This is a genomic window from Allobosea sp. GW823-FHT02B03 (assembly GCF_058797755.1).
The window spans coordinates 507,470-533,194 of the sequence record NZ_JBXAJY010000001.1 but is presented as its reverse complement, the minus strand read 5'-3'; the positions used below and the strand labels follow the sequence as shown (position 1 = coordinate 533,194).

General features: G+C 69.4%; 26 protein-coding genes and 1 pseudogene. 15 read left to right on the top strand and 12 right to left on the bottom strand.

The genetic code is table 11. From position 1 onward, the window contains the following. Nucleotides 1-96: 96 nt before the first annotated feature. Complete coding sequence (locus AC1REK_RS02450; RefSeq protein ID WP_492267306.1) at nt 97-1,146, bottom strand: 16S rRNA (uracil(1498)-N(3))-methyltransferase; 1,050 nt, start codon at nt 1,144-1,146, stop codon at nt 97-99. On the opposite strand from AC1REK_RS02450, the gene AC1REK_RS02445 reads away from it, so the two are divergent. After that, complete coding sequence (locus AC1REK_RS02445) at nt 1,131-1,616, top strand: hypothetical protein (RefSeq protein ID WP_492267307.1); 486 nt, start codon at nt 1,131-1,133, stop codon at nt 1,614-1,616. The genes AC1REK_RS02450 and AC1REK_RS02445 overlap by 16 nt on opposite strands. 18 nt (nt 1,617-1,634) lie before the next feature. Next, nucleotides 1,635-2,585, top strand: coding sequence for a 4-hydroxybenzoate octaprenyltransferase (gene ubiA, locus AC1REK_RS02440; protein WP_492267308.1), 951 nt, complete (start codon nt 1,635-1,637; stop codon nt 2,583-2,585). 299 nt (nt 2,586-2,884) lie between these two features. Here ubiA and AC1REK_RS02435 read toward each other — a convergent pair whose 3' ends face one another. Beyond that, a complete protein-coding gene (locus AC1REK_RS02435) occupies nt 2,885-3,415 on the bottom strand; it encodes a DUF6101 family protein (RefSeq protein ID WP_492267309.1) in 531 nt (176 codons plus the stop codon). A 246-nt stretch (nt 3,416-3,661) separates the two neighbouring features. Between AC1REK_RS02435 and AC1REK_RS02430 the strand changes: the two genes are divergently transcribed. The 5 genes from AC1REK_RS02430 to lpxK all read left to right on the top strand — a co-directional run bounded on the left by AC1REK_RS02430 (nt 3,662) and on the right by lpxK (nt 8,040). Further along, entirely contained in the window at nt 3,662-4,489 is an 828-nt protein-coding gene (locus AC1REK_RS02430) for a 3'(2'),5'-bisphosphate nucleotidase CysQ (RefSeq protein WP_492267310.1), read from the top strand. Nucleotides 4,490-4,688: 199 nt separating this feature from the next. After that, on the top strand, nt 4,689-4,931 hold the full coding sequence (locus AC1REK_RS02425; RefSeq protein ID WP_316020464.1) for a DUF4170 domain-containing protein: 243 nt from the start codon (nt 4,689-4,691) through the stop codon (nt 4,929-4,931). Between the two features lie 24 nt (nt 4,932-4,955). After that, complete coding sequence (locus AC1REK_RS02420) at nt 4,956-5,717, top strand: lysophospholipid acyltransferase family protein (RefSeq protein ID WP_492267311.1); 762 nt, start codon at nt 4,956-4,958, stop codon at nt 5,715-5,717. Next, nucleotides 5,714-7,015 carry a 3-deoxy-D-manno-octulosonic acid transferase gene (locus AC1REK_RS02415; RefSeq protein WP_492267312.1) on the top strand — a complete coding sequence of 434 codons (1,302 nt, stop codon included), beginning with the start codon at nt 5,714-5,716 and terminating at the stop codon, nt 7,013-7,015. The genes AC1REK_RS02420 and AC1REK_RS02415 overlap by 4 nt, the downstream gene beginning before the upstream one ends. Further along, the gene (lpxK, locus tag AC1REK_RS02410) at nt 7,015-8,040 is read left to right on the top strand and encodes a tetraacyldisaccharide 4'-kinase (RefSeq protein WP_492267669.1); all 1,026 of its coding nucleotides are present in this window, start codon (nt 7,015-7,017) and stop codon (nt 8,038-8,040) included. The genes AC1REK_RS02415 and lpxK overlap by 1 nt, the downstream gene beginning before the upstream one ends. Here lpxK and AC1REK_RS02405 read toward each other — a convergent pair. Next, entirely contained in the window at nt 8,011-8,232 is a 222-nt protein-coding gene (locus AC1REK_RS02405; RefSeq protein ID WP_066468068.1) for a DUF2093 domain-containing protein, read from the bottom strand. The two genes, lpxK and AC1REK_RS02405, sit on opposite strands and share 30 nt — an antisense overlap. 118 nt (nt 8,233-8,350) lie before the next feature. Between AC1REK_RS02405 and AC1REK_RS02400 the strand changes: the two genes are divergently transcribed. After that, nucleotides 8,351-9,199: a dienelactone hydrolase family protein gene (locus tag AC1REK_RS02400; RefSeq protein WP_316020468.1), complete on the top strand. Its 849-nt coding sequence runs from the start codon at nt 8,351-8,353 to the stop codon at nt 9,197-9,199. A 43-nt stretch (nt 9,200-9,242) separates the two neighbouring features. Here AC1REK_RS02400 and AC1REK_RS02395 read toward each other — a convergent pair whose 3' ends face one another. Together AC1REK_RS02395 and xseA are read right to left on the bottom strand one after the other, a co-directional pair. Further along, on the bottom strand, nt 9,243-10,019 hold the full coding sequence (locus tag AC1REK_RS02395) for an SGNH/GDSL hydrolase family protein (RefSeq protein ID WP_492267313.1): 777 nt from the start codon (nt 10,017-10,019) through the stop codon (nt 9,243-9,245). A gap of 81 nt (nt 10,020-10,100) precedes the next feature. Then, nucleotides 10,101-11,612 (bottom strand): exodeoxyribonuclease VII large subunit, encoded by a 1,512-nt coding sequence (gene xseA / locus AC1REK_RS02390; RefSeq protein ID WP_492267314.1) that lies wholly within the window; start codon nt 11,610-11,612, stop codon nt 10,101-10,103. A 230-nt stretch (nt 11,613-11,842) separates the two neighbouring features. On the opposite strand from xseA, the gene purD reads away from it, so the two are divergent. From purD to AC1REK_RS02375, 3 genes are all read left to right on the top strand, one after another. After that, complete coding sequence (gene purD / locus AC1REK_RS02385) at nt 11,843-13,123, top strand: phosphoribosylamine--glycine ligase (RefSeq protein WP_492267315.1); 1,281 nt, start codon at nt 11,843-11,845, stop codon at nt 13,121-13,123. A 75-nt stretch (nt 13,124-13,198) separates the two neighbouring features. After that, complete coding sequence (locus tag AC1REK_RS02380) at nt 13,199-14,113, top strand: alpha/beta fold hydrolase (RefSeq protein ID WP_492267316.1); 915 nt, start codon at nt 13,199-13,201, stop codon at nt 14,111-14,113. Next, nucleotides 14,110-14,970, top strand: a complete 861-nt coding sequence (locus AC1REK_RS02375) for a patatin-like phospholipase family protein (protein ID WP_327523288.1) — start codon at nt 14,110-14,112, stop codon at nt 14,968-14,970. The genes AC1REK_RS02380 and AC1REK_RS02375 overlap by 4 nt, the downstream gene beginning before the upstream one ends. Here AC1REK_RS02375 and AC1REK_RS02370 read toward each other — a convergent pair. Then, nucleotides 14,930-15,676 (bottom strand): ArsR/SmtB family transcription factor, encoded by a 747-nt coding sequence (locus AC1REK_RS02370; protein WP_492267317.1) that lies wholly within the window; start codon nt 15,674-15,676, stop codon nt 14,930-14,932. The two genes, AC1REK_RS02375 and AC1REK_RS02370, sit on opposite strands and share 41 nt — an antisense overlap. 155 nt (nt 15,677-15,831) lie before the next feature. Here AC1REK_RS02370 and AC1REK_RS02365 point away from each other — a divergent pair, with 155 nt between their 5' ends. Further along, nucleotides 15,832-16,569: a sulfite exporter TauE/SafE family protein gene (locus AC1REK_RS02365; protein WP_492267318.1), complete on the top strand. Its 738-nt coding sequence runs from the start codon at nt 15,832-15,834 to the stop codon at nt 16,567-16,569. Nucleotides 16,570-16,582: 13 nt separating this feature from the next. On the opposite strand, the gene AC1REK_RS02360 is transcribed toward AC1REK_RS02365, so the two are convergent. The 3 genes from AC1REK_RS02360 to AC1REK_RS02350 form a co-directional block, all read right to left on the bottom strand. After that, nucleotides 16,583-17,323 (bottom strand): phosphotransferase, encoded by a 741-nt coding sequence (locus AC1REK_RS02360; RefSeq protein ID WP_492267319.1) that lies wholly within the window; start codon nt 17,321-17,323, stop codon nt 16,583-16,585. Between the two features lie 115 nt (nt 17,324-17,438). Beyond that, nucleotides 17,439-17,957, bottom strand: coding sequence for a GNAT family N-acetyltransferase (locus AC1REK_RS02355; protein ID WP_492267320.1), 519 nt, complete (start codon nt 17,955-17,957; stop codon nt 17,439-17,441). Next, nucleotides 17,957-18,409 carry a nucleoside deaminase gene (locus AC1REK_RS02350; RefSeq protein ID WP_492267321.1) on the bottom strand — a complete coding sequence of 151 codons (453 nt, stop codon included), beginning with the start codon at nt 18,407-18,409 and terminating at the stop codon, nt 17,957-17,959. The genes AC1REK_RS02355 and AC1REK_RS02350 overlap by 1 nt, the downstream gene beginning before the upstream one ends. 187 nt (nt 18,410-18,596) lie before the next feature. On the opposite strand from AC1REK_RS02350, the gene AC1REK_RS02345 reads away from it, so the two are divergent. Further along, nucleotides 18,597-20,810, top strand: a complete 2,214-nt coding sequence (locus AC1REK_RS02345; RefSeq protein WP_492267322.1) for a pseudouridine synthase — start codon at nt 18,597-18,599, stop codon at nt 20,808-20,810. A 72-nt stretch (nt 20,811-20,882) separates the two neighbouring features. After that, the gene (gene rsmD / locus AC1REK_RS02340; RefSeq protein ID WP_316021700.1) at nt 20,883-21,443 is read left to right on the top strand and encodes a 16S rRNA (guanine(966)-N(2))-methyltransferase RsmD; all 561 of its coding nucleotides are present in this window, start codon (nt 20,883-20,885) and stop codon (nt 21,441-21,443) included. A gap of 100 nt (nt 21,444-21,543) precedes the next feature. Here rsmD and AC1REK_RS02335 read toward each other — a convergent pair. Continuing rightward, nucleotides 21,544-21,833, bottom strand: a pseudogene (locus AC1REK_RS02335) (GIY-YIG nuclease family protein). Between the two features lie 170 nt (nt 21,834-22,003). Between AC1REK_RS02335 and AC1REK_RS02330 the strand changes: the two are divergent. Further along, nucleotides 22,004-22,375 (top strand): DUF2019 domain-containing protein, encoded by a 372-nt coding sequence (locus AC1REK_RS02330; protein ID WP_492267323.1) that lies wholly within the window; start codon nt 22,004-22,006, stop codon nt 22,373-22,375. Between the two features lie 14 nt (nt 22,376-22,389). Here AC1REK_RS02330 and mutL read toward each other — a convergent pair whose 3' ends face one another. Beyond that, entirely contained in the window at nt 22,390-24,207 is a 1,818-nt protein-coding gene (gene mutL / locus AC1REK_RS02325; protein ID WP_492267324.1) for a DNA mismatch repair endonuclease MutL, read from the bottom strand. 165 nt (nt 24,208-24,372) lie between these two features. Further along, nucleotides 24,373-25,689: a phosphoglucose isomerase-related protein gene (locus AC1REK_RS02320; RefSeq protein ID WP_492267325.1), complete on the bottom strand. Its 1,317-nt coding sequence runs from the start codon at nt 25,687-25,689 to the stop codon at nt 24,373-24,375. Nucleotides 25,690-25,725 lie beyond the last annotated feature (36 nt).

The window sequence follows — 25,725 nt, the reverse complement described above, 5'->3', positions numbered from 1 at the left end:
CTGCGACCGTGGTCCTCATTCCCTGTGCTCAACTCGGCAGGGGGCAGCCACGTTCCGCTGTGCGGGCGGGCGAGCCCTTCGCGCAAACTCCGGGCGCTATTGGCTTATCCAGTCGCCGAGCGTCGCCTGAACGAGGGCGAGCGCAGCGACCGCAGCCGTGTCCGCGCGCAGGATGCGCGGGCCGAGCGAGAGCCGCAGAACGTGCTCGCGCGCGAGTACGAGCGCGCGCTCTGATTCGTCGAATCCACCTTCCGGGCCGATCAGCACCGCGACCCTCCCGCGCGGCGCGGACTGCAGGGCCATGACGGGCCCCTCGGGAGCGAGCGCTTCATCGCAGAAGACGAGGAGGCGGTCGGGCTCGAGCCCGTCCAGGGCCGCGGCCAGCGACAGCTCGGGCCGAATCTGCGGCAGCGAGAGAATGCCGCATTGCTCGGCCGCCTCGACGGCATTGGCCGCAAGCCGCTCGAGATTGAGACGCGAGACCTGAGTGTAGCGGGTCAGCACCGGCTGGAGCACACCCGCCCCCATCTCGACCGCCTTCTGCGCCATATAGTCGAGCCGCGCATGCTTCAGCGGCGCGAAGAGATAGACCAGATCGGGCGCGGGCGGCTGCGGCCGCACCTGCCGGAGCGCTTCGAGACGCGCCTGCTTGCGACCTTCGGCTCTGACCGCACAGAGCCATTCGCCGTCGCGCCCGTTGAAGACCAGGATGCTGTCATCGGTGCGCAGGCGCAGGACGTTCAAAAGGTAGTTCGCCTGTTCGCGGGCGAGGTCGATCAGGGCACCCGCGACAAGCTTCGCGTCGCAGTAGAGCCGGTGCTTGGAGAAATCGCGCATGCGCCGTGGATCCGCCTTGCTGGCGCGCTGCCCTTCCGCCGGAAACGGCCGGACCGGGCAAGGACGCGCGAGATCACATAGTCGGCCCTGTGCCAGATCGCAAAACCGGGGCATGCGGTAGCGAGACGCAGCGGCATACTCAGCACGTGGACGCGAAAACCGCCACAATCGGCGGCTATGGGCGAGCACATTCGGATACAAAAGCGCGTCGACACTTTGCGGTGTGCGGCGTCGGCTGTTATGGACGTGCGGCGCCGGGACGGCGTGGGTGGTGAAGAATGCGGAGCGGGACGATGCGGCGATACGCAACCCTGAAGCTGGCTGCGGCGCTGGCGGGCGCAGGTTTGGTGGGTGCAAGCCTGGCACAGCCGGCGCTGGCGCAGTCGCCTTCCGGTTGCGAGAACATGCAGAAGCTTCTGCAGGAACGTCAATCGATCGTGCAGAGCCTGAACGCCTCCAGCAAGGCGAAGCGCAAGCTGACCCCGCAGCAGGCCTGCGGCACGCTCGGCCGCCTCGTCAACAATGGCAATGCCACGCTCAAGTTCGCCACCGCCAACCAGGACTGGTGCCAGATTCCGCCGAGCTTCATCGACGGCATGAAGGCCGACAATGAAAAGGCCGCGGCGGTCCGCAACCAGGCCTGCAATGCAGTGAAGCAGCATGAGGCGATGCAGCGCCGCGCCCAGCAGCAGGCGCAGCAGCAGCAGGGCGCCAACCCGTTCGGCGGCTCGGACTCCCTGACCGGCGGCCCGATGCGAGTGCCGCAAGGCGCTCTCTAAGACAAGGGCACGACAGCGATGGTGCCTGCGCCCGAGATCGCCGATGCACCGCTGCCTGATGCGATGCGCGGCCATTGGGTCGATACGCGTGCGCCGCGCCGGCTGCGGCCTTATCTCAAACTCGCCCGGATCGAGCGCCCGATCGGCTGGTGGCTGCTTCTGCTGCCGTGCTGGTGGGCCGCCGGGCTCGCGGCGATCGCCGCCGGCCTGCCCTACCCGAATCCCTGGCATATACTGCTGTTCCTGATCGGCGCGATCGTGATGCGGGCCGCCGGCTCGACCTTCAACGACATCGTCGACCGCAAGCTCGATGCGCAGGTGGCGCGCACGCGCGGCCGCCCCCTCCCCTCCGGTCAGATCAGCCCGCGTGCAGCCGCTCTCTTCATGGTCGGCCTGTCGCTGGCCGGGCTCCTCGTGCTGCTGCAGTTCAACGCCTTCACGATCGCCGCCGGCATCGCCTCGCTCGGCATCGTCGCGATCTACCCGTTCATGAAGCGCATCACGAACCTGCCGCAGTTCGTGCTCGGCCTCGCCTTCTCATGGGGCGGGCTGGTCGGCTGGAGCGCGGTGTTCGGGCGACTCGATCCGCCAGCCTTCCTGATCTATTTCGCCGCGGTGTTCTGGACCATCGGTTACGACACGGTCTACGCGATGCAGGACATCGAGGACGACGTCATCGCCGGGATCAAGTCGAGCGCGCGCTATTTCGGCCGCTACACGCAGCAGGCCGTCGGCCTTTGCTATGCGGTGGCGACGCTTTTGGCGGGACTTGCGACCTGGCTCGCCGGCGGCGGCATCGTCGCCTTTGCGGGACTTGGTCTTTTCGCGCTGCATCTCGGATGGCAGGTGCGCCTGATCGGCGGCGCCGACGGTCCGACTGCGCTGATGCTGTTTCGCTCCAATCGCAATGCCGGCCTCATCCTCGCCGCCGGCTTCGCGCTCGACGCAGCGGCCAAGGCGGCGTTCTAAGTGTCTGATCGAGACTTCACTCAGCCCTCATCCTGAGGAGCCATTTCACCAGAAATGGCGTCTCGAAGGATGCTTCAGGAGACTCCGGAGACATCTGGAGCATCCTTCGAGACGCCGCTACGCGGCTCCTCGGGATGAGGGCTCCATTTATGAGCCAGGTCGTAAGGATCGCCAGTCCCGATCGGACCTGACGCAGCAGGCGCGCCAGCGCTGACGCACGCATCCAAACGGATCAGGCCGAGGCTCGCGATGCGCGCCCCGGCCTGTGATTGGATTCGTCGTGGTCGACGCGACAGTTCTCAGCCCGACAGGATCTCGCCCTGGATGACGACGGGGCGCTCCGAGAAGCGGCCGGTCTTGCGGCGCGTCAGGAAGCGCGGCCGCCGGCCGGCCAGCAGAGAGTAGCGGCGGCGGATGCGGACCGGCCCAAGCGCGAGCCGGCCGAGCTGCGGAAAGGGCTCGGTGATGACGCCGTCGGTGGACTCGAGCAACAACGGCAAGCCGCTGGAGCGCCCGAAATCGCGCCAGGCGGCGACCGCCTCGTCCTCGTCGAGAACCGCGACCGTGATCGAGCGGCCATCGCCGGCCGTCAGCGCGAGCTGGAACCGTGCTTCCTCGCCCTCGCCGCTGACCAGACGCAGCGCGACACCGCGCCAGCCGGTGCTGCCGCGCAGGATGCGCACCGCCCCGAGCCGCTCGATCCGCGGCGCCTCCGCCTGCTGCGAGGAGGCCCCATGCGTCCTGTAGGGCTGGCCATTGTAGTTGCTGGTGCCGCCGGGACTGCTCGGCTGGAAACCGATCTCCCCGGCGGCTGGCGTGACGCTTGCCATGGATTTAACGCCTCTCTTAATTCCCTGCTGCCCGGAACCCTCTGTCGAATGCGGGGTTCTCGTGCTTGCCGTGAGAGATTGCGTCCCGGGTCTGTCCGAGCGCTTAAGAGCTTCGGTTAAACAAAGGTATCGTGCGCCTTTTCGGGGCCGATCCGGCCGCTTTCCGACCTGATGCTTGACGAAATCTTTCCCCGGCGCGCGGCTTTTTCCTTGTTCCGCCATCAGCGGCAGTCATAACGGGACATCATGCATCCCAATTCCCTGCCCCACGCCAAGGATCTCCTGCCCGCCATTCGCGCTGCCTGCACCGAGGCCGGCCAACTCGCGCTCGACCTGTTCCGCCCCGGCGAGAAGACGGCGGCACGGACCTGGTCGAAGGCCGGCGGCTCGCCGGTGACGGAAGCCGATATCGGCGTCGACACCTTCCTGCACATCCGGCTCTCGGCGCTGCTGCCGGAGGCCGGCTGGCTCTCGGAAGAGACCGCCGACGATGCGATCCGCTTGTCGCGGCGCTTCGTCTGGGTCGTCGATCCGATCGACGGCACCCGCGCCTTCATGAGCGGCTCGCCGGATTGGGCGGTCTGCGTCGCACTGCTCGACGACGGCCTCCCGATTGCCGGTGTGGTTCACGCCCCTGCCGCCGCCGCGAGCTATTCGGCGATTCTTGGGGGCGGCGCCATGCGCAATGGCGAGCCGATCCGCACGAGCGGCATCAGCGACCTCTCACGGGCCCGCATCGCCGGACCCAAGCCGATGCTCGATGCGCTGGCCCGGCAGCAGAGCTTCGTCGCCGTCGACAAGATCCCCTCGCTGGCCCTCAGGCTGACGCGGATCGCCGATGCCAGCATCGATGCCGGGCTGGTCTCGCCGGATTCGCGCGACTGGGACCTCGCCGCCGCCGATCTGGTCCTGAGCGAAGCCGGCGGAAAGCTGACCACCGCCGAAGGCGGGCCGGTGCTCTACAATCGCGAAAATCCGATCCACGGCATATTGCTCGCGTCCGGCACGGAGCTGCTTTCCCCGCTCGACCGTGTGTTGCGCCGCATGCGCGAGAGCACGCTGCAGGGCGGCTAAGTGCCGTTCGATGGCGCAATGCGACTATTGGCGCGTCATTACATACGAAAATGCCCGAAATCGGCGCTCGCGCGCGCGACCCGAATGGCTTAACTGAACGCGCGGCGCGCATGGCGTGCGGTCGCCCGGAGCGGTTTTCGGGCGGCGCCATGAGCCTGCTCTCGCTGGAGAGCCCGCAACCCGAAACCGGAGGGAGTCGATGAGCGAGAGCCAGGAAAACAAGCAGCTTCTGCATCTGGTGATCGGTGGCGAACTGAGCTCGCTCGACGGTGTCGAGTTCAAGGACCTCTCGAAGCTCGACATCGTCGGGGTCTATCCGAACTATGCCGCCGCCCATGCCGTCTGGAAGGCCAAGGCCCAGGCGACCGTCGACCAGGCGCAGACCCGCTATTTCGTCGTGCACCTGCACCGCCTGCTCGATCCCTCGACGGCGCAGCGCTGAGCAGAGGCGACTTCGCACCGTTCGATGGGTTTCTCGCTGCTCAAGACGCGATTTGCACAGGAGGCGCTCGGGCGCAGCCTGGCCTGGTATCTGCGCCTGGTGCGCCGGACGAACCGTTTCGTCGTCGAGCCCCAGGACATTTACGAGCGCGTGCGCCCGGAGCTGCCGCTGATCATCGCCATGTGGCATGGCCAGCACATCATGATCCCGTTCGCGCGGCCGGACTGGATGCCGGCCTGCTCGCTGGTCTCGCGCCATGGCGATGGCGGCTTCAACGCGGTCGCGCTGCGCGAGCTCGGCATCGGCGCGATCCGCGGCTCCGGGGCGATGGGCAAGAAGGTCCGGGAAAAAGGCGGCGCGCCGGCCTTCCTCGCGATGATGCGCCGGCTCGCGGCCGGCGAGACCATGGTGCTGACCGCCGACATCCCCAAGCGCGCCCGGGTGTGCGGCGCCGGCATCGTCGCGCTGGCGCGGGCGTCGGGCCGCCCGATCTACCCGATCGCCGTGGTGACCAGCCGGCGCATCGATTTCAACAGTTGGGACCGGGCCTCGATCGGGCTGCCCTTCGGCCGTGGCGCCATTGTCGTCGGCGAAGCCGTTACCGTGGCGCGCGATGCCGACGAGGCGACCTGCGAGGCGGCGAGGCTCGCGGTCCAGGCCGGGCTCGATGCCGCGCATGAGCGCGCCTATGCGCTGATCGGCGCGCGCGACCCGGGCGCCGGCCTCCGCGAAGCCGCAGCCGCCAAGGACGCTGCCACGGCAGCGGCGAAGGCAGCGACACCATGATCGGCCGCAGCCTGATCATCAGCACCTATCGCACGCTGACGGCGCTGCTCGAACCGGCTGCTTTCGGCCTCCTGCTCTGGCGCCGACGCCGCGGCAAGGAAGATCCGGCGCGCATCGCCGAGCGGCGCGGCTATCCGAGCGTCGACCGGCCCGACAAGACCCTGGTCTGGCTGCATGGCGCCAGCGTCGGCGAGACCGTGACCCTGCTGCCGCTTGTCGAGCGCCTGCAGCGCCGGGGCCTCGCGGTGCTCGTCACCTCCGGCACGGTGACCTCGGCACGGCTGCTCGAACAGCGCCTGCCGGCCGGCGCGATCCATCAGTACCTGCCGCTCGACGTGCCACGCTATATGCGCCGCTTCCTCGACTATTGGCGCCCGGACCTCGGCCTGGTCTGCGAATCCGAGATCTGGCCGAACCTGATGATCGAGGCCGGGAAGCGCGGCATTCCGCTGGTCCAGGTCAATGCCCGCATGTCCGAGCGCTCCTTCCAGCGCTGGTACAAGTTCCCGAAGACCTCGCGCTATCTGCTCTCCGGCTTCGAGCGCTGCCTCGCCCAGTCGCAGGAGGACGGGCAGCGCCTCGCCCAGCTCGGCGCCCCGCGCGTCAGCATCGCCGGCAACCTGAAATTCGACGTGCCGGCGCCGCCGGCCGATCCCAACACGCTTGCTCTACTAGACGGCTTGATGGCAGGGCGCCCCGTCTGGGTCGCCGCCTCGACCCATCCTGGCGAGGAAGAGGACGTGCTCGCCGCCCATCTCGGGATCAAGGCGCATCTGCCGAAGCTCCTGACCATCATCGCACCGCGCCATCCAGAGCGCGGCGAGGAGGTCGAAGCGCTGGTCCAGGCGAACGGCGTCGTCAGCGCGCGGCGCTCGCTCGGACAATTGCCGGAGCGCGATGTCGAGCTTTATGTCGCCGACACGCTCGGCGATCTCGGCCTGTTCTACCGGCTGGCGCCGGTCGCCTTCATCGGCGGCTCGCTCGCCCCGATCGGCGGCCACAACCCGATCGAGCCGGCCAAGCTCGGCTGCGCCCTGCTGCATGGGCCGCTGGTCCACAAATCCGCTGACCTCTTCGCCGCCTTCGACGCCGGCGGCGGCGCCCGCCAGGTCGCCGACCGGCAGGAGCTCGCCGGCGCCGTGCATCGCTGGCTGAGCGACCCGGCGGCGGCCCGCCAGGCGGCCCGCGCCGCCGCCCAGACCAGCACCCAGCTCGGCGGTGCGCTGGAGCGCACCGTGCAGGCGCTCGAGCCCTTGCTGATGCGCGTCGCGCTCGGCCAGCGCGAGACGGCACCATGATGTCGGCGCCGGGCTTCTGGTGGCTGACGCCACCGGCCGTCCCCGCCCGGCTGCTGCAACCTCTCGGCGCTCTCTACGGCGCCGCCACGCTCTCGCGCATGCGCCGCCCCGGCGCCGATGCCGGCATACCGGTGATCTGCGTCGGCAATTTCGTCGCCGGCGGTGCCGGCAAGACGCCGACCGTCCTCGCGCTGGCGGAGCGCCTCGCCGCCATCGGCGAAAAGCCATTCGTGCTGTCGCGCGGCTATGGCGGACGCGAAGCCGGTCCCCTGCGGGTCGAGCCTGCGCGCCACGGCGCGGCCGAGATCGGCGACGAGCCCCTGCTGATGGCCGGCCATGTCCCGGTGATCGTCGCCCGCGATCGGCCCGCCGGCGCGGCCCTGGCACGCGCGCAGGGCGCCAGCCTGATCGTGATGGATGACGGGCTGCAGAACCCTTCGCTGGGCAAGGACCTGCGGCTGGCCGTCGTTGATGGCGCCGCCGGCATCGGCAACGGCTTCTGCCTTCCGGCCGGGCCCCTCCGGGCGCCGATCGAAGGGCAGCTCGGGGAAACCGATGCGGTCATCGTGATCGGAGCCGGCGAGCCGGGAGAGATCGTGGCGAGGAAAGCTCGGTCGGCAGGCCGCCCGGTGCTGCGCGCTGCGCTTTCGGTCGTGCCGGAGGTTCGGGCCCGCCTCGCGGGGCTTTCGGTCCTCGCCGCCTCAGGGATCGGCCGACCGGAGAAGTTCGCGGCGACCCTGCGCGAGAACGGCGCGAGCATCGTTGGCGAGCGCCGCTATGGCGACCACCACCCCTATGCCGCGAGCGATGTCGCTGCGCTGATCGCGGACGCGAAGGCGCAGGGCTGCGTCGTCGCTGTCACCGAGAAGGATATGGTCAAGCTGGAGCCGCTCTGGCCGGCCGACGAGCGCGAACGCCTGCTCGCGGTTCCGGTCAGGCTCGGCTTCGAGGACGAGAACGCGCTCGCGGCGCTGCTGCTGCAGGCGCTGTCCGGCTCAGGGGCGGCCGCCGCGGCGCACCCTTAGCTGCACCGCTTCCGGCGAAACATAGGCTTCCTGCCACTCGACCGACCAGTAGCGCAGATCCTCGAGCCGGATCGGCGCTCCCGTGACCGCGCAACGCACGAAGGCGCCGGGGCGGACGACACGAAATTCGCCATGACCGTAGTCGAGCAGGGCCTCGGAGCCGGCGGACGGCAGGCGCTCATTGATGTTCATGACGAATCCGGTCTGCGGTGATGCGACGGGCACCGCCGCGGGCATTGCCACGGGGCGCAGAGACAAGTGTATGAATAAATTGCCTGATCATGGCGCTCTTGTGTTAACGTTCCGGCCGATGATGTCCAGTCTGGTCCGTATCCTGCTCCTCGCGGCAGGGCTGCTGCCCTGCCTTGCCGCCGCCGCAGGGGCCGGGGGTTATGAGCGCGTGCGTATCGCGCTCGACGATGTCCAGCTCAATGCAGTGCTCTACCGGCCGCAGGGACCGGGCCCTTTCCCAGCCGTGGTGGCGCTGCATGGCTGCGGCGGCCTCTGGCGCGACAAGGACAAGCTCTCCACCCGCCATAGCGACTGGGGCGAGCGGCTCGCCGCCGCCGGGTTCATGGTGCTGATGCCGGACAGCTATGGCTCGCGCGGCCTCGGCTCGCAATGCGGCGTCAAGGAACTGACCGTGCGGGCGAGCCGCGAGCGGGTGATCGACGCGGTCGCCGCGCGGCACTGGCTGCAGGCCCGGCCTGATGTGCGCGCCGACGCGATCTCGCTGCTCGGCTGGTCCGGCGGCGGCTCGACCATCCTCGCCGCGGTCCGCTCCGACCGGAGCCCGGCCGACAAGCAACTGGATTTCAAGCGCGCCGTCGCCTTTTACCCCGGCTGCCGCACGCAGTTGGAATCGCGCAGCTTCGCCGCGCGCCTGCCCGTGCTGATCCTGATGGGGTCAGCCGACGACTGGACCCCGCCGGCGCCCTGCGACTATCTGGCGAAGGCCGCCCGCGCCCGCGGCGAGTCGGTTAATCTCGTGGTCTACGAGGGCGCCGTGCATGATTTCGACCATCCGCGCCTCGATATGAAGCAGCGCGACGACATCGCCTATTCGGCGACGGGTACCGGCAAGGCGACGGTCGGCACCGACCCGGCGGCACGCGAAGACGCGATCCGGCGCGTCAAGGAATTCCTGGCAGGGAAATGAGCGATCGCTCGCGCTTCCGGAGCGGCTGCTCCGGAGCGGGCTTTCAGTGCGCGGTCGAGGCGAGCGTCACGCCGGGCGCCCGTTCGAGCAGCGAACGGGCGATATCCTGCGCGAGGCAGGAGTAGCCGGCATCGCTCATGTGGAAACGGTCACCGGCGAGCGCCGCCATGAAGCCCTCCGCATCGCGCTGATACCAGCCGGACATCGCCGCGAAGCGCGACAGGACCGGAACGCCATTGGCGCGGGCGATCTCGGCGATCGCGTCGACATAGGCACGGTAGCGCGCCGTCTCCTTGATCCCGGGATAGAATTGCGGGTCGAGGATGGCGAGGCGGGTCTGCGACTGGCGGGCCGCCGCGATCCCGTCGGCGATGAGCGCGCGGAAAGCCTGGAGATCGCCGCCGGTGACGGCATCATTGGTGCCGACCTGCCAGATCACCAGATCATAGCGCGTCTCGGCCAGCGCCTTCTTCAGCCGCTGCAGGGTCTGCGGCGCGATCTCGCCACCGATCCCGGCATTGACGATCTCGACCGCCCGGCCCGAGAGCCCCTGGCGCAGCAGCGCGGCGAGCCGCGCCGGATACGTCCGGTCCTTGGCGCTGGCGCCGACGCCTTCGGTCGAGGAGGAGCCGATCGCGAGGAGACGCAGCGGCCCGTCACCCTTGCGCCAAAGCGCAGTGAAATCCGGGGTAGTGGCGGTGGTGATGAGCGAGGTCGGCCTGCAGACGAACTCAGAGGCCTTCGCCGGCGCAAGCGCAAGGCCCGGCAGGGAAAGCATCGCCAAGGCGCAGGCATAGGCCGTCCGGATCCGAATCCGCATCAGGCACCCCCAACCGTCGATACCCTGCGGTTAGCCGGCGCTTGCTGAACGCTGCCTGAACGGTCGCGCGTCGACGCTGCTTCAGAAGAGATCCCCCTGCCCGCCGGGCGCCACGGTCTTGCGCGGCGCCGGACGCGGGGTCGCGCCGCCCGGCACGACGGCGCCGAAGCTGCCATCAGCGAGCGTGACCTGCAGAGCCATGCCCGGCCGCGCCGCCGACGCCTGCCGCAGCAGCACGCCGTTCTCGTCGCGCACCAGCGCATAGCCGCGCGCCAGCACGGCCTGTGGGCCGAGGGAGGCGGCGAGCGTCCACAGGCCGTCGAGCCGGTCGCGCCGACGCTGGACGAGGCGCGCGAAAGCGGCCTGCGCCCTCGCGGCGACTGCCTCCAGCCGGTCGTTGGCACGGGCGATACGCTCGCGCTGCCGGAGCACGACATTGCCGCGGGCGAGGACGAGCCGTCCGCCCAGGCTGTCGAGCTTCACCGCTAGCGTCGCCAGTCGCGCCGCCGGTGACTGTACGTGCAGGCGGCGATCGAGCTGGGCGAGCCGCTGTTCATAAGCGCGGGCATTGCGCGCCAGCGCGGGACCAAGCCGGGCAGCCGCAAGATCGAGCCGCTGACGTGGGCCGGCGAGCAGGCTCTCGGGCGTCGGCAAGGCGCGTCCGAGCGCACGCAGATCGCTGCGGCGTCGATCGAACAGGCGCAAGGTCGCGCCCGCATGGCGGCGCGACAGGTCGGTGACCTGCGCCAGCAATTCGGCCCGCACCGGCACGACCTTCTCGGCCGCGCCGGTCGGGGTCGGGGCGCGCAGATCGGCGGCGTGGTCGATCAGCGTCCAGTCGGTCTCGTGGCCGACGGCGGAAACCAGCGGGATCAGCGAGGCGGCCGCGGCGCGCACCACCGCCTCCTCGTTGAAGCCCATCAGATCCTCGAGCGAGCCGCCGCCGCGCGCGACGATGATCACGTCCGGGCGCGGGATGCGACCGCCCTGCGGCAGCGCGTTGAAGCCGCTGATGGCGTTGGCGACCTCGGCGGCGCTGGTCTCGCCCTGGACGCGTACCGGCCAGACCAGCACGCGACGCGGAAAGCGCTCCTCCAGCCGGTGCAGGATGTCGCGGATGACGGCCCCGGTCGGCGAGGTGACGACGCCGATCGTTCCCGGCAGATAGGGGATGAGCTGCTTGCGGCCTTCGTCGAACAGGCCCTCGGCGGCGAGCTTCTTGCGGCGCTCCTCGAGCAGCGCCATCAGCGCGCCGACGCCGGCCGGCTCCAGCGAGTCGATGACGATCTGGTAGCTCGACTTGCCGGCAAAGGTGGTGATCTTGCCGGTAGCGATCACCTCGAGCCCCTCCTGCGGCCGGGTCTTCAGCCGGCCGAAGACGCCCTTCCAGATCACCGCGTCGATCTTGGCGTTGACGTCCTTCAGCGAGAAATAGACATGGCCGGAGGAGACCGGACCGCGATAGCCCGAAATCTCGCCGCGCACGCGCACGAAGCCGAAAGCGTCCTCCAGCGTGCGTTTGAGCGCGCCGGAGAGGTCGGAGACCGACCATTCGGGGGCATTGCCGGCAGGCTGAGGCGATTCGTTGTCCATGGCGCGGACCTTACCGACGCGAGCGCGATAGCTGAAGCGTTGCCCCGTCGGTCCGCGAGGGTTATTGCGCCATGCGAGGTCAGCATCCAACGAGCCCTCATCCTGAGGAGCCGCGAAGCGGCGTCTCGAAGGATGCTTCCAGCGCGCTCTGGAACCATCCTTCGAGACGCGCCTGACGGCGCTCCTCAGGATGAGGGCTGTGGGTGACGCGACAGAGCGGAGACGGCGCAATGAACATCCTTCTGATCGGCTCGGGCGGACGCGAGCATGCCCTGGCCTGGGCGATCTCGGCCTCGCCGCTCTGCGACAAGCTCTTCATCGCGCCCGGCAATCCCGGCACGGCCGAATGCGGCGAGAACGTCGTGATCGACATCGCCGATCACGAGGCGGTCGCCAATTTCTGCAAGCTGCAGAGGATCGGCCTCGTCGTGGTCGGGCCGGAAGGCCCGCTGGTCGAGGGCATCGTCGACGATCTCGCGGCGGCCGGCATCAAGGCCTTCGGCCCGTCGAAGGCCGCGGCCCAGCTCGAAGGCTCGAAGGCCTTCACCAAGGAGCTCTGCGCCGAGTTCGGCATCCCGACGGCAGCTTTCGCCCGCTTCGACGATCCCGACGCCGCCAGAGCCTATGTGGCGAAGCATGGTGCGCCCCTGGTGATCAAGGCGGACGGGCTCGCCGCCGGCAAGGGCGTGGTGATGGCCGAGACCGTCGAGCAGGCTAATGATGCGATCGCGATGATGTTCTCGGGCGGGCTCGGCACCGCCGGCGAGGAGATCGTCATAGAGGAATGGATGATCGGCGAGGAAGCGAGCTTCTTTGCGCTTTGCGACGGCGCGCATGCGCTGGCCCTCGCCTCGGCGCAGGACCACAAGCGCGTAGGCGACGGGGACACCGGCCCGAATACCGGCGGGATGGGCGCCTATTCGCCGGCCCCGGTGATGACGAAGGCGATGGAAGCGCGCGTCATGGCCGAGATCATCCGGCCGACGCTCGCCGGCATGGCGCGGCGCGGCTCACCTTTCAAGGGCGTGCTCTTCGCCGGGCTGATGATCACGGCGGAGGGGCCGAAGCTGATCGAATACAATGTCCGCTTCGGCGACCCCGAATGCGAGGTGCTGATGCCGCGTCTGAAGAGCGACATCGTGCCGGCCCTGCTCGCCGCCTGCGACGGCGTGCTCGGTGCTTTCGATCTGCGCTGGTCGGAGGAAGCGGCGTTGACCGTCGTGCTGGCGGCGAAGGGCTATCCCGGCACGCCGGAGAAGGGCAGCGTCATCGCCGGCGTCGAGAAGGCGGCGGCGCAGGACGGCGTGCTGATCTTCCACGCCGGCACGCAGAGCAAGGAAGGCAAGCTCGTCGCCAATGGCGGACGCGTGCTCAATGTCGTCGCCCTCGGCAAGAGCGTCAGCGAGGCGCAGGCGAAGGCCTATGCGGCGGTCGACCTGATCGACTGGCCGGGCGGCTTCTGCCGCCGCGACATCGGCTGGCAGGCGGTGAAGCGCGAGCGCGAAGGCTGACAGAACCGGGTACGCGGCCTAGATAGGCTGTGACGGCCGAATGCTCTCGGCTGCCGGGCCTGCGGAGGACGCGCCATGACCAATATCGACTCGCTCTTCCCCGGCTTCACCTCGCACTGGATCAACGGCCCGGTCGGCAAGATCTTCGTCCGCGTCGGCGGCGAAGGCCCGCCGCTGGTGCTGATCCACGGCTTCCCGCAGACCCACGCCGAATGGCACATGATCGCGCCGGAACTGGCGAAGAGCCACACCGTGATCTGCCCGGACCTGCGCGGCTATGGTTGGTCGGCCGCGCCGCGTGGCGACGGTGGCACGGCGCTCTACTCCAAGCGGGGCATGGGCGAGGACATCGTCGCGGTGATGGACGCGCTCGGCCATGTCCGCTGCGTCGTCATCGGCCATGATCGCGGCGCCCGCGTCGCCTACCGTCTGGCACTCGATCATCCCGGCCGGGTCGAGCGGCTCGCCTTGCTCGACATCCTGCCGACGCTCTCGATGTGGGAGGGCATGAACGCAGCGCGCGCCATGCAGGTCTATCACTGGACCTTCCTGGCGCAGCCCGAGCCGGTGCCGGAAAACCTGATCAAGGGCGATCCGGCCGGCTGGCTCGACCATACGATCGCGAGCTGGACACGGGCCAAGGAGCTGAAAGCCTTCCATCCGCTGGCGCTCGCCTCCTATACGGAATCCTTCAACGATCCCTCGCGCATTCACGCCGCCTGCGAGGATTACCGCGCCGGCGCCACCACCGATCTCGCCCAGGACAAGGCCGACCTTGCGGCCGGCAAAAAGATCCTCTGCCCGGTGCTGGCGCTGTGGGGCGATGGCGGCATTCCGGCCAAGGGCGCAAGCCCGCTCGAGATCTGGCGGCAGACCTTCGCGCCCCAGGCCGAGGGCCAGGCCATCGCCAGCGGCCACTTCCTGCCTGAGGAAAACCCGCAGGCGACCCTGGCGGCCCTGAAGCCGTTCCTTGCCCGGCCCGCGGCATGACCGCCTCGCCTTCTCCCGCCCCGGCGAGCCCGCCGGAACTGGTTCTGGTGCTGGGCTCCGGAGGGGCGCGCGGGCTCAGCCATATTCCTGTGCTCGAAGCGCTCGACGAGCTCGGGATCAGGCCCGCTTTGATCGCCGGCTCCTCGATGGGCGCGATCATCGGCGCAGCTTATGCCGCGGGCCTCTCGGGCGGTGAGCTGCGCGAGCATGTCGAGAAGACCTTCCGCGACCGCGCAAAGGTGGTCACCCGGCTGCTCGATGCGCGGGTCGGCAAGTTCGCCGATCTCTGGCGCGGCTTCGGCAATCCGGTGCTGCTCGATGGCGAGCGCCTGCTCGACCTGTTCTGGCCGGAAAAGGTGCCGGACCGCTTCGAGGAGCTCGGCATCCCCTTCCTCTCGGTCGCGACCGACTACCACCTGCATGAAGAGGTCGTGCTCGGCAACGGCCCGCTGACGCCGGCGGTCGCCGCCTCGCTGGCGATCCCCGGGCTGATCCGGCCGGTGACGATCGGCGGGCGGGTGCTGATCGATGGCGGGGCGGTCAATCCCCTGCCCTATGACCGGCTGCTCGCCCCGCACCGCATCGTGCTCGCCATCGACACCAGCGCGCCGGCCATGGTCAGCGACAGCCGCGTGCCCGAGCCGCTCGAAGCCCTCGTCGGCGTCTCACAGATCCTGACCCGCGCCCTCGTCCAGCGCATGGTCGAGCGCCAGCCGCCCGATATCCTGATCCGCGCCGGCGGCGACGGTTTCGGCGCACTCGACTTCTTCAAGACGCAGGCCATCCTCGACGCCGCCGCGCCGGTGAAGGAGGAGGTCAAGCGCAAGCTGTCGCAGGCGCTCGAACAGCGGGCGTAGGCTGCTCCGGCGCATCGCAGCGAAAGCCGGGCAGGCCTGCCTCCAGCGCCTCGCGCCCGGCATCGGTCAATTGCACGGCGCGGCTGTCCTTGATCCGCCGCACCCAGCCGGCCTCGAAGCAGCGGCAGGCGAGCGCGGCCGCGAGCGAGCCGGCGAGATGCGGGCGGCGCTCGCTCCAGTCGAGGCAGGGACGCATGGGCGCACGGCGGCTCTTCTGCGCGGCGGCAAGGTCGATGCCGAGCCCGGCGAAGATCGCGACGCCGGAACGGGTCAGGCCATAGCCACCTTCCGAAACCGAGAGATGCCCACCAGCGACCAGCGCGTCGTGGATGGCGATACCGAGCCGGCCGGCGAAGTGGTCATAGCAGGTCCGCGCCTCGGCGAGATCGGCCCCGACGCGCGACGGCAGGCGCCGACTGGTCGGCTGGCCGCTGGAAAGCACCATCAGCCCTTCCAGGGTCGCGGCGACATCCGGCCCAGCGAGACGGTAATAGCGGTGACGCCCCTGCACGGCGACGCCGAGCAGGCCGCCCTGCAGCAGCTTGGAAAGATGGCCGCTTGCCGTCTGCGGCGCGACGCCGGCGAGGAAGGCGAGCTCCTTGGCGGTGAGCGCACGACCATCCATCAGCGCGTGCAGCATGTTGGCGCGGGCGGGATCGCCGATCAGATGCGCGATCTCCGCGAGATAGGGTCCGTTGATGGCCATGGGTAGAGCCTCCCCTTGCTCGCACATCATCACCCGCACGGAGCCGCAGGCAAGCGACGACACTACGGTGATGACCGTAGTGTCAGAGCGAGACAGCGTCCGGCAGGACTGCCACAAGCGGTTGATGGCAACCGACTTGAAGGGCCGGCCGAACCATGGACCAGACGACGCTTCTCCTCTTCATCGCCGCGACCTTCGTGGTCGCCGGCTTCGTCAAGGGCGTGATCGGGCTCGGCCTGCCGACCATCGCGGTCGGTATTCTCGGCGTGGTGATGGCTCCGGCGCAGGCGGCGGCGCTGCTGGTGATCCCCAATCTGGTGACCAATAGCTGGCAGCTTTCCGGGCCAAAGCTCAAGGCGATCGCGCTTCGACTCTGGCCGATGCTCGCCGGCACCTGCCTCGGCACCTGGGCCGGCGCCGGCCTGCTGGAAAAAGCCAAGGACGGCTCGGCGACGCTCTGGCTCGGGGTTGCGCTCGTGCTCTATGCGCTGGTCGGGCTGAAGGCGGCGAAGCTGCGGGTGCCAGCCGCTCACGAAGCCTGGCTCGGGCCGGTCGTCGGCGTGCTGACCGGCGTCTCAACCGCGGCGACCGGGGTCTTCGTGCTGCCCGCAGTGCCCTATCTGCAGGCGCTCGGCTTCGAGAAGGAGGAGCTGGTGCAGGCGCTGGGCCTCTCCTTCATCGTCTCGACGGTCGCTCTCGCCTTCGGGCTGGTCGGCGCCGGCGCGCTCGACTGGACCATCGCCGGCGCCTCGCTGCTGGCGCTGCTGCCGGCGCTGGCGGGAATGGGCGTCGGCCAGGCGATCCGGCAGCGGATCTCGGCCGCGACCTTCAAGCTCTGCTTCTTCGCCGGGCTGCTGGCGCTGGGTTGCTATCTCGTGTTGCGGGCGCTGTGACCGCCCGTCAGCCTCAACGCAGGGTCGCCTCGAGCTGCCAGCGATGGCGAAACAGCCACGCGACGCTGCGTGCCTGCCAGGCGATCCCCCAGGCGCGCGGCAGATGCTCGGTTTCGGGTGTTATCCCTTGCTCGACCACCTCGTTCGCAGTGCTCGCCGCCGCGAATTCGAGGATCCGATAGGCGAGCCGTTCCCGCTCGGCAGCGGCGAGCTCGTAGCCGTCGCAAAAAATCCGGACCTGACGCAAGCGCTTCCCGGCTTCCGTCAGCCCATTCATCTCCGCAACATCATCGTCATAGAGCTGGGCGTTGTTCCAAGCGACCATGGCGAGCTCCGTCAGCCGGTCGACCGGCCCTGCGGCCTCCCAGTCGATCAAGGCCACCGGCCTGCCCTGCCTGGACACGACGTTCCACGGCGCGGCATCGCAATGGCCGACGATGTCCGGCGTACCGATGTCGCGGCCGAACCAGGGTCGCCAGGTCATCGCGGCCGTCGGGCGAAAACTCGCCGTCGCCTCGTGCAAGCGCCGCATCAGGCCGCCCAGCTCATGCATCCCCTCGTCCGACCAGGGCGTGGGGTTGATGATCTCGCCCTCGACATAGGTCAGGACCTCGCGGCCCCGCTCGTCGAAGCCGCTGCCGACCAGGCGCGGCGCCCCTTCGAAGCCGACCTCCTCCAGATGCCGTAGCAGCGCAAGGACTGATGCCGACCACGGACCCGCCTCGCGGATGACGCAGTTCGCGCGCCGAAACACCGTAGTTCGCTCGCCACCGGCTAGCGGCGTCTCATCGACCAATTCACTCATACGGTCAGGATAACAGGCGCTCGCCACGATGATAGGCTCGGGGCCCACGTCTCGGGGCGGGCATTCAGAGGCCGAAAGCCGGCGGATAGGTCACGCTGCCCGCCTCCCCCGCGAGCGCGTCCGGAGCCAGTTCGAGCGCCATGAAGGCCTCGCCAGCGAAAGGCGAAGCCAGCTTGCTCGCCAGCGCCGCCGAGAAGCCGAAGCGCGGGTAATAGTCGGGATGGCCGAGCACGATCACCGCCGCATATCCAAGGCGGCGCCCCTCGTCCAAGGCCGCCTCGATCAGGCGTCCTCCAATGCCCCGCTTCTGCTGGCCGGGCAGGACGGCCATCGGCGCCAGCGCTAGCGCGCTGACCGGCCGTCCGTCCATGGTCGTCGGCAACTCGCTCAGCAGGATATGGCCGACGATCGCCCCAGCCCGAACCGCGACCAGTTCGACGGCGACGAGATCGTCCCCGCGCAGGCGCTCGATGATGCCGACCTCATCCTCGCCGCCGAAGGCCGCACGGTTGAGGGCAGCGATGGCATCGTGGTCCGCAGCCGTCGTGGCGCGGATATCGACAGTTTCGCCAGGCAGCGGCATCAGCGCCTTTCCTTGAAGAAGTCGCGCAGCAAGGCGGCGGCCTCGCTCTCGCTCAATCCGCCATAGACCTCGGGCTGATGATGGCAGGTCGGGCTGGAATAGAGCCGAACGCCGTTCTCGACCGCGCCGCCCTTGGGATCATAGGCGGCGAAATAGAGCCGGCGCAGCCTGGCGAAGGAGATCGCAGCCGCGCACATCGGACAGGGTTCGAGCGTGACATAGAGGTCGCAATCGATCAGCCGCTCGGAACCGATCTCCTGGCAGGCCATGCGGATCGCCAGCATCTCGGCATGGGCGCTCGGGTCCTTCAGCTCCAGCGTGCGGTTGCCGGCGCTGGCGAGCACCTTTCCGTCCCGCACTACCACCGCACCCACCGGAACCTCGCCGCGCAGGGCCGCGGCGCGCGCCTGCGCCATGGCAAGCGCCATCGGCGCGGCGGACGTCTCGGACATGGACGTCTGGGACATGGGCTCGATGCGCCCTGCGTCGACAGATGTCATCGAACCCTCATCATTGCCGCTCGCGGCGCGCCGCCGGCCCTGCTACAAGCGCCGGCTACGACCCAATTTGGAGACGGCTTGCCTCGCGGCCCCTGCGAACCCCATCGCGGCCGACGACGGGACTGCTCTTGGAGCCATTATGAGCGACGACAACAACCAGAAAAACCGCGGCCCGCGCAAGGGCGGAAGCGGTGGACACGGCGGCGGACGCGATGGCGGCCCGCGCGGCGGCAGGCCGCCAGGCCGCGGCGCCGGCAAGCCGCCCTTCCGTTCGCGCGAGGGCGACGACCGGCCGCGGCGTGCCCCGGCCGAGGGCGCCGAGCGCCGTTTCGAAGGCGAGCGCCCCGCCAAGCGCTTCGAGAAGAAGCCCTTCGAGAAGAAGCCGTTTCGCGAGCGTCCGAGCGGCGAGCGCCCGCCCCGTGAAGGCGGTGAGCGCCCCTTCCGTGAGCGCAGCGGCGAGGAGCGTTTCTCCAGCGGCCCTCCGCGCGAAGGCGACAGGCCCCGCGGCGACAGACCGGCTCGTTTCGAGCGTCCCGGCCGCGATGCCGGCTCGCGCCCGCCCCGCGAGGGCAGCGAGCGCCCGTTCCGTGAGCGCGGCGGCGAGGATCGCTTCGCCGGCCGGCCGCCGCGCGAAGGTGCCGAGCGTCCGCGTGGCGAGAGGCCGGCAGGCAAGAGCTTCGGCGCCAAGGGGTTCGGCGCCAAGCGCTTCGACGCGCCGCGCGGCGACAAGCCGTTCCGTGGGCGGCCCGACCGGGCCCATCGCAGCGCCGCCGACATCGCCGAGGCGGTCTCTCCGACCATTCTGCCGACGATCGAGCCCGAGCGCATCGCCAAGGTGATGGCGCGCGCCGGCGTCGCCTCGCGCCGCGATTGCGAGGCGATCATCGCCGAGGGCCGCGTCACCGTGAACGGCCAGGTGATCGAGAGCCCGGCGCTCGATGTCGGCCCTGCCGATGTCGTGCTGATCGACGGCGAGCCGCTGCCGGCGCGCGAGCGCACCCGGGTCTGGCTCTATCACAAGCCGCGCGGCCTCGTGACGACCAATCACGACCCGGAGGGGCGGCCGACCGTGTTCGACGCGCTGCCGGAGGACCTGCCGCGCGTGCTCTCGATCGGCCGGCTCGACATCAACACCGAAGGCCTGCTGCTGCTGACCAATGATGGCGGCCTCGCACGCATGCTGGAGCTGCCGGAAACCGGCTGGCTCAGACGCTATCGCGTGCGCGCCTTCGGCCATGTCACGCAGGAGCGGCTGGACACGCTCAAGGACGGCGTCACCATCGACGGCGTCAACTATGGCCCGGTCACCGCCCGTTTCGAGCGCGAGCAGGGCGCCAATACCTGGCTGATCGTCGATCTGCGCGAGGGCAAGAACCGCGAGGTCAAGAACCTGCTCGAGCATATCGGCCTGCAGGTGAACCGGCTGATCCGGATCTCCTTCGGTCCGTTCCAGCTCGGCGACCTCGCCGAGGGCGAGGCGGACGAGATCCGCTCCAAGGTGCTGAAGGACCAGCTCGGCACCGAGCTGATGGCGAAGGCCGGCGTCGATTTCGAGGCGCCGCGCCGCGACGAGATGCGGCAGGAGGAACGCCCCGTTCGCGGCCGCGCTCCGGCCGGCGACGACCGGCCGCGCCGCCGCCCGCGCGAGGATGCCGATGGCATGCCCATCGTCCAGCGCACGCCCTCGCAGGACGACCGCAGCGACAAGCCGTGGAAGCGCACGGTCTGGCGCGACGAGGAGGCGCAGCCGCAGCGCGAGCGTCGCGCCGCGCCGCGCCGCGGCGCCGATCCGAAGGAGGAGCGCCAGGCCCGCGAGGCGAGCGGCACGGTCGTTCGCGTCCGTGACAAGGCGATCGAGGATCCGAGCGGCCGCCGCGTCAAGGTCGAGCGCGTCCGCGCTGCCGCCCCGGCGGAGCAGCCGCGGGAGACCGGGCTGAAGCCGCGCGCGCCACGTGGCGAGCGACCCTCCCGCGCGCCACAGGAGGCGTACGGCCCGGATCGCAGCGGCGATTCCCCCTGGAAGGGCAGCGGTGACTGGGCCGACGCGCCGCCGCGCGGCAAGCGCCCGCCGCGCGCCGGTGGCGACGAGGCAGGCTCCGAGCGCCCGTTCCGCGGCAAGCCCTCGGGCGACAAGCCGGGCGGCGGCCGATCCTTCGGTGGCAAACCCTCCGGCGGAAAGCCGTTCGGTGAGAGATCGGGCGGCGGCAGATCCTTCGGCGGCAAGCCCTCCGGCGGAAAGTCGTTCGGTGACAGGCCCTCCGGCGACAGGCCCGGCGGCCGAGGCCCCCGCCCCGGCGGCGGCAAGGGTGGCCCGCCGCGTTCCGGCGGTGGCGGCCGCGACCGGCGTGGCTGAGGCGGGCATGATGCCGAAAAATGGGAACCGGTTTTCGGATGACATCATGCCCATCCGACACGTGGCGATCTGATGCGGATCGTCGGCGGCCGCTTCGGCGGGCGACCCCTTGCCAGCCCGAAGCCGGGGATCGGCGCGATCCGCCCGACTTCGGACAGGCTGCGGGAATCGCTCTTCAACGTGCTGGCGCATGGCTATGACGACGCCGTCGCCGGCGCGCGGGTGCTCGACCTGTTCGCCGGCACCGGCGCGATGGCCTTCGAGGCTTTGTCGCGCGGCGCCGCCTTCGCCCTCCTAGTCGATGACGGGGCGGAGGCGCGCGGGCTGATCCGCGAGAACCAGATGAATTTCGGCCTCGCCGGGGTCAGCCGGATCTTCCGGCGCGACGCGACGAAGCTCGGGCCGATCAGCGCGATGCCCCCCTTCGACCTCGTTTTCTGCGACCCGCCCTATCGCAAGGGGCTGGGCGAGAGGGCCCTCGCCTCGGCGCGCGAAGGCGGCTGGCTCGCCAAGGACGCGCTGGTGCTCTTCGAGGAAGCAGCCGGTGCGGAGATCGCCCTGCCCGAGGGCTTCGAGGAGCTCGACCGCCGCGACTATGGCGAGACGCAGGTGCGGTTCCTGCGGGCAGTGTGAACCTCGCCGTCATTGCGAGGAGCGAAGCGACGAAGCAATCCAGGGGCGGCAGAGCTCCAGGTTGCGGATTGCTTCGCTTCGCTCGCAATGACGATCGGTGTCAGCCGGTCAAGTCCTCGTAAAGATCGCGCCAGTTCGGGTTCGTCGCCTCGATCAGTGCCAGCTTCTTCGCACGCGAACCGCCCTTGATCTGCTTCTCCCGTCCGATGGCCTCCGCCATGCGCTCGTGACGTTCATGCCAAACCAGAATGTTGCAGCCATATCGTTTGGTGAAGCCCGGCGTCAGGCCTCCGCGGTGCTGCCAGACACGCTCGGCCAAATTCGAGTCACGCCGACGTAGAGCGTTCCGTTGCGCCGATTTGCCATGATGTAAACGGCCGGTTCGCGCATGCTCAACCTTTCGGCTTCGCTGGCCCAGAGCCTCAATATCCGCCATTGCGAGCGTAGCGAGGCCACAAAAGCGGCAGCGCTCTACGCCCTCCTGGATTGCTTCGTCGCTGCGCTCCTCGCAATGACGGATGCTTGGGCCATTATGCACTGAGACGATTCGGAGTGCTGAAATGAGGTCCTCCCTCCTGTCCAAGCTTTCCGCAGCCGAACTCACCGGTCTCTTTGAGAAGCTGTGCATCGAGCAATACGACGCTTTGGAACGTGATGAGATTGCTGCCTTCAACCGTCGGTACGACAAAATCCAGGCCGTCCAGGACGAATTGAAATCACGCCCCGGGGACCAACGACGAGTTCTCATGAAGTTATTCGGCCACTCCAACATGCAAGTACGCCTTACGGCCGCTCATGCCACGCTTACGATCGACTATCTGGCCGCCCGTCGCGAGCTTCAGACTATTGCCGACTCGAAATGGTACCCACAGGCAGCAGACGCCAGCATGGCTCTCGATAGCCTCGACAGCGGATTCTACAAGCCGACCTAGCGTGGTCGTCGTCCCTACCTTCTCCCGAACAGCTTCTCGATATCGGCGAGCTTGAGTTCGACATAGGTCGGGCGGCCGTGATTGCACTGGCCGGAATTCGGCGTCGCCTCCATCTCGCGCAGCAGCGCGTCCATCTCCTCCGGCCGCAGGCGGCGCCCGGCCCGAACCGAATTGTGGCAGGCCATGGTCGCCAGCACATGGTCGAGCCGCCGTTCCAGCGAGCCGGCATCGCCATGCTCGGCCAGCGTGTCGGCGACGTCGCGGACGATGCCCTGGAGATTGCCGCCGGCGATGGCGGCCGGCGCCTCGCGCACCAGCACGGCGCCGGGGCCGAAGCTCTCGATGACGAGGCCGAGCGAGGCGAGATCGGGGGCCGCCGCGTTCAGCCGGTCGGCGTCGACCGGGTCGAGTTCGACCACCTCCGGCAGCAGCAGGGGCTGGCGGGCGATGCCGCTCTTCTCCCGTTCGGCCTTGAGGCGCTCATAGACCAACCGCTCATGGGCGGCGTGCTGGTCGACGATGACCATGCCGTCCCGGGTCTGGGCGATGAGATAGGTGCCGTGAACCTGGGCGCGGGCGGCACCAAGCGGCCGGTCCAGCGCGTCCTGCGCCGGCTCGGCGAGATGGGCGCGGGCATCGGCCGAGGGCATGGCAAAATCGGAAAAGCCCGACTGGAGCGGTTCCGCCCGCGCAACCGGCTCGGGCAGGCGCCAGTCGGCAACGCTGCCGAAGCTCGGCCGCTGGATCGAACCTGCGCCACCGCCCGCTCCGCCGCCAGAGAAAACGGCGCGGAAGGCTTCGAGCGTGCGGGCGCCACCGGTCGAGGTCGCGCGGTGGCCGGCACTCGCCAGCGCCGCCTTGAGGCTGGAGACGACGAGGCCGCGCACCAGCGCCGGATCGCGGAAGCGCACCTCGCTCTTGGCGGGGTGGACGTTGACGTCGACCAGAGACGGATCGCAGAGCACGTCGAGATAGAGCACCGGGTGCCGGTCGGAGGGGACGACGTCGGCATAGGCACCGCGTACTGCCGAGAGCAGCAGCTTGTCGCGCACCGGGCGCCCGTTCACTGCCATGTGCACCCCGGCCGAGGTGCCGCGATGGAAGGTCGGCAGGCCGGCGAAGCCCGAGAGCCTGACGCCCTCGCGCTCGGCCTCGACGGGCAGCGCATTCTCGGGGAAGTCGCGCCCGAGCGCCCGGCCGAGACGGCGTAGGCGCCCCTCCTCGCCGATCGGCTCGGCCGGCCAGTCGAAGGCGCTGACATGCTCGCCCTCGAGCGAGAAGCGTACCTCGGGATGGGCGATGGCAAGGCGACGCAGCATGTCCGAGACGGCCTGCGCCTCGGCACGGTCGCTCTTCAGGAATTTCAGCCGCGCCGGGGTGAAGATGAAGAGGTCGCTGACCTCGATGCGGGTGCCGAGGGCTGCTGCAGCGGGACGCACCGGCCCCTTGACGCCCGCCTCGACCACCAGGCCCACGCCCTGCGCCGCGTCGCGCCGGCGCGTCGTGATCGAGAGCCGCGCCACCGAACCGATCGACGGCAGGGCCTCGCCGCGGAAGCCGAGCGAGCGGATGGCGAAGAGGTCGCCATCGGGAAGCTTGGAGGTGGCGTGACGCTCGACCGAGAGCGCGAGGTCTTCCGGCGTCATGCCGGCGCCGTCGTCGACGACGCGGATCAGTTCGCGCCCACCGGCGGCGATGGTTACCGCGATCGAGCGGGCACCGGCGTCGAGGGCATTCTCGACCAGCTCCTTCGCGGCGGCCGCCGGCCGCTCGATCACCTCGCCGGCGGCGATGCGGTCGACGAGGACGGGGTCTAGGCGGCGGACGGTCATGGGCACGTTCTGGAATAGCGTTGAAGCTCGACGCGAGCTTCAGATCGCGTCATCCCGACCTTGCGCCGGGATCCATCGCAGAGCACCGCGCCCTATGATGGATCCCGGGTCTGCGCTTCGCCCGGGATGACGTCGTGGGTGAAACCAGCGGCCCGGCCGATTCGCTCAGCCGCGCCCTTCGGCAAGATAGCGCTTGGCGAGAATCTTCGCCTCTTCGACCGCCGGCTGGTCGAACGGATCGACGCCCATGGCGTAGCCGGTGAGGATCGTCTCCAGCATGAAATGCATCAGGATCTCGCCATGGCTCGCCTCGTCGACCACATCGACATGGAGCTTGCGCACCGCCCTGCCGTTCTTGGCGAAGGTGTCGATCATGGCGAGACCCTGCGCCGCGACGAGGTCGCCGATCGTCTTGTCCGCGAAATCGCCCTCGCCGATCTGCTTGGCCAAGGCCGCGTCGATCGCCGGGCCCTTGCCCTTGTTGGCGACGGTCAGCACGGTGAAGAGCCTGTCCTTGGGACCGGCGAGATAGAGCTGCTGCTGCGAATGCTGGTCGACCGGACCGAGCGCCCCGACCGGCTGGGTGCCCTGTCCGTCCTTGCCGAGGCTCTCGGCCCAGAGCTGCATCCACCAGCGGGTCAGCAAAGCGAGCTTGTCGGCATAGGGCATCAGCACGGCGATGTTCTTGCCGTTACGCATCGCCGCGAGGTTGAGCGCGGCGCCGAGCGCCGCCGGGGTCTCCTTGACGCCCTTGCCGGCGAGCACCGGGGCGAGTGCCTTGGCGGCGCCCTGGCGCAGCGCGACGATGTCGAGGCCGAGCACCGCCGCCGGCAGCAGGCCGCAATTGGTCAGCACCGAATAGCGCCCGCCGACGCCGGTATGGTGTTCGAGGAAGGGCACGCCGAACGGCTCGAGCAACGCCCGCAACGCGTGCAGCTTGCCGGGCTTTGCCGGCTCGGACAGGCCCTGAAAATGCCAGCCGATCTTGTCCTCGGCGACGCCGGCGCCGCGCAGGGCGGTGATCGCGGCGATGGTCTGCAGCAGGGTCTCGCCGGTGCCGCCGGACTTCGAGATCGAGACGAACTTGGTCGTCTTCAGCGGCAGCGTCTTCAGCAGCGCGGCGAAGGTCAGCGGGTCGAGATTGTCGATGAAGTGGACGCGCGGCTCCGGCAGGAAGGCGGAGAGGCCAGCGGTACCATAGCCGGTGAGCTGCGCCAGGGTCTGGCCGCCGAGGCTGGAGCCGCCGGTGCCGAGCACGAGGATGTCGCTGGCGCCGTCGCGCAGGCGCGCGGCCGCCATGCGCACCGGTTCGAGATCGGAGGTCTCGGCGGGCATGCCGAGCAGCGGCAAGGTCTTGGCCTCCCCCGCGAGCCGCGCCAGAGCGGGAGCGAGATCAGCCACGGCCTGGTCGAAGGCGGCGTCGGGAATGCCGCCTTCGCCGACACCGGAGACGAGCGCGAGGTCGAGGCTTTGCTGGAGCATGGAGCTGATCCGGACGGCTGGAGGAAGGAAGGCTAG

Excerpts from the sequence above, each read along its gene's own strand:
- mutL (WP_492267324.1), bottom strand. The coding sequence starts at position 24,207 with ATGACCGTCCGCCGCCTAGACCCCGTCCTCGTCGACCGCATCGCCGCC.
- AC1REK_RS02400 (WP_316020468.1), top strand. The coding sequence starts at position 8,351 with ATGATGTCCAGTCTGGTCCGTATCCTGCTCCTCGCGGCAGGGCTGCTG.
- AC1REK_RS02375 (WP_327523288.1), top strand. The coding sequence starts at position 14,110 with ATGACCGCCTCGCCTTCTCCCGCCCCGGCGAGCCCGCCGGAACTGGTT.
- AC1REK_RS02320 (WP_492267325.1), bottom strand. The coding sequence starts at position 25,689 with ATGCTCCAGCAAAGCCTCGACCTCGCGCTCGTCTCCGGTGTCGGCGAA.
- AC1REK_RS02350 (WP_492267321.1), bottom strand. The coding sequence starts at position 18,409 with ATGTCCGAGACGTCCGCCGCGCCGATGGCGCTTGCCATGGCGCAGGCG.
- AC1REK_RS02395 (WP_492267313.1), bottom strand. The coding sequence starts at position 10,019 with ATGCGGATTCGGATCCGGACGGCCTATGCCTGCGCCTTGGCGATGCTT.
- AC1REK_RS02425 (WP_316020464.1), top strand. The coding sequence starts at position 4,689 with ATGAGCGAGAGCCAGGAAAACAAGCAGCTTCTGCATCTGGTGATCGGT.
- AC1REK_RS02420 (WP_492267311.1), top strand. The coding sequence starts at position 4,956 with ATGGGTTTCTCGCTGCTCAAGACGCGATTTGCACAGGAGGCGCTCGGG.
- xseA (WP_492267314.1), bottom strand. The coding sequence starts at position 11,612 with ATGGACAACGAATCGCCTCAGCCTGCCGGCAATGCCCCCGAATGGTCG.
- AC1REK_RS02330 (WP_492267323.1), top strand. The coding sequence starts at position 22,004 with ATGAGGTCCTCCCTCCTGTCCAAGCTTTCCGCAGCCGAACTCACCGGT.
- AC1REK_RS02445 (WP_492267307.1), top strand. The coding sequence starts at position 1,131 with ATGCGGCGATACGCAACCCTGAAGCTGGCTGCGGCGCTGGCGGGCGCA.
- lpxK (WP_492267669.1), top strand. The coding sequence starts at position 7,015 with ATGTCGGCGCCGGGCTTCTGGTGGCTGACGCCACCGGCCGTCCCCGCC.
- rsmD (WP_316021700.1), top strand. The coding sequence starts at position 20,883 with ATGCGGATCGTCGGCGGCCGCTTCGGCGGGCGACCCCTTGCCAGCCCG.
- AC1REK_RS02435 (WP_492267309.1), bottom strand. The coding sequence starts at position 3,415 with ATGGCAAGCGTCACGCCAGCCGCCGGGGAGATCGGTTTCCAGCCGAGC.
- AC1REK_RS02430 (WP_492267310.1), top strand. The coding sequence starts at position 3,662 with ATGCATCCCAATTCCCTGCCCCACGCCAAGGATCTCCTGCCCGCCATT.
- AC1REK_RS02380 (WP_492267316.1), top strand. The coding sequence starts at position 13,199 with ATGACCAATATCGACTCGCTCTTCCCCGGCTTCACCTCGCACTGGATC.
- AC1REK_RS02345 (WP_492267322.1), top strand. The coding sequence starts at position 18,597 with ATGAGCGACGACAACAACCAGAAAAACCGCGGCCCGCGCAAGGGCGGA.
- AC1REK_RS02415 (WP_492267312.1), top strand. The coding sequence starts at position 5,714 with ATGATCGGCCGCAGCCTGATCATCAGCACCTATCGCACGCTGACGGCG.
- purD (WP_492267315.1), top strand. The coding sequence starts at position 11,843 with ATGAACATCCTTCTGATCGGCTCGGGCGGACGCGAGCATGCCCTGGCC.
- ubiA (WP_492267308.1), top strand. The coding sequence starts at position 1,635 with ATGGTGCCTGCGCCCGAGATCGCCGATGCACCGCTGCCTGATGCGATG.
- AC1REK_RS02365 (WP_492267318.1), top strand. The coding sequence starts at position 15,832 with ATGGACCAGACGACGCTTCTCCTCTTCATCGCCGCGACCTTCGTGGTC.
- AC1REK_RS02405 (WP_066468068.1), bottom strand. The coding sequence starts at position 8,232 with ATGAACATCAATGAGCGCCTGCCGTCCGCCGGCTCCGAGGCCCTGCTC.
- AC1REK_RS02355 (WP_492267320.1), bottom strand. The coding sequence starts at position 17,957 with ATGCCGCTGCCTGGCGAAACTGTCGATATCCGCGCCACGACGGCTGCG.
- AC1REK_RS02370 (WP_492267317.1), bottom strand. The coding sequence starts at position 15,676 with ATGGCCATCAACGGACCCTATCTCGCGGAGATCGCGCATCTGATCGGC.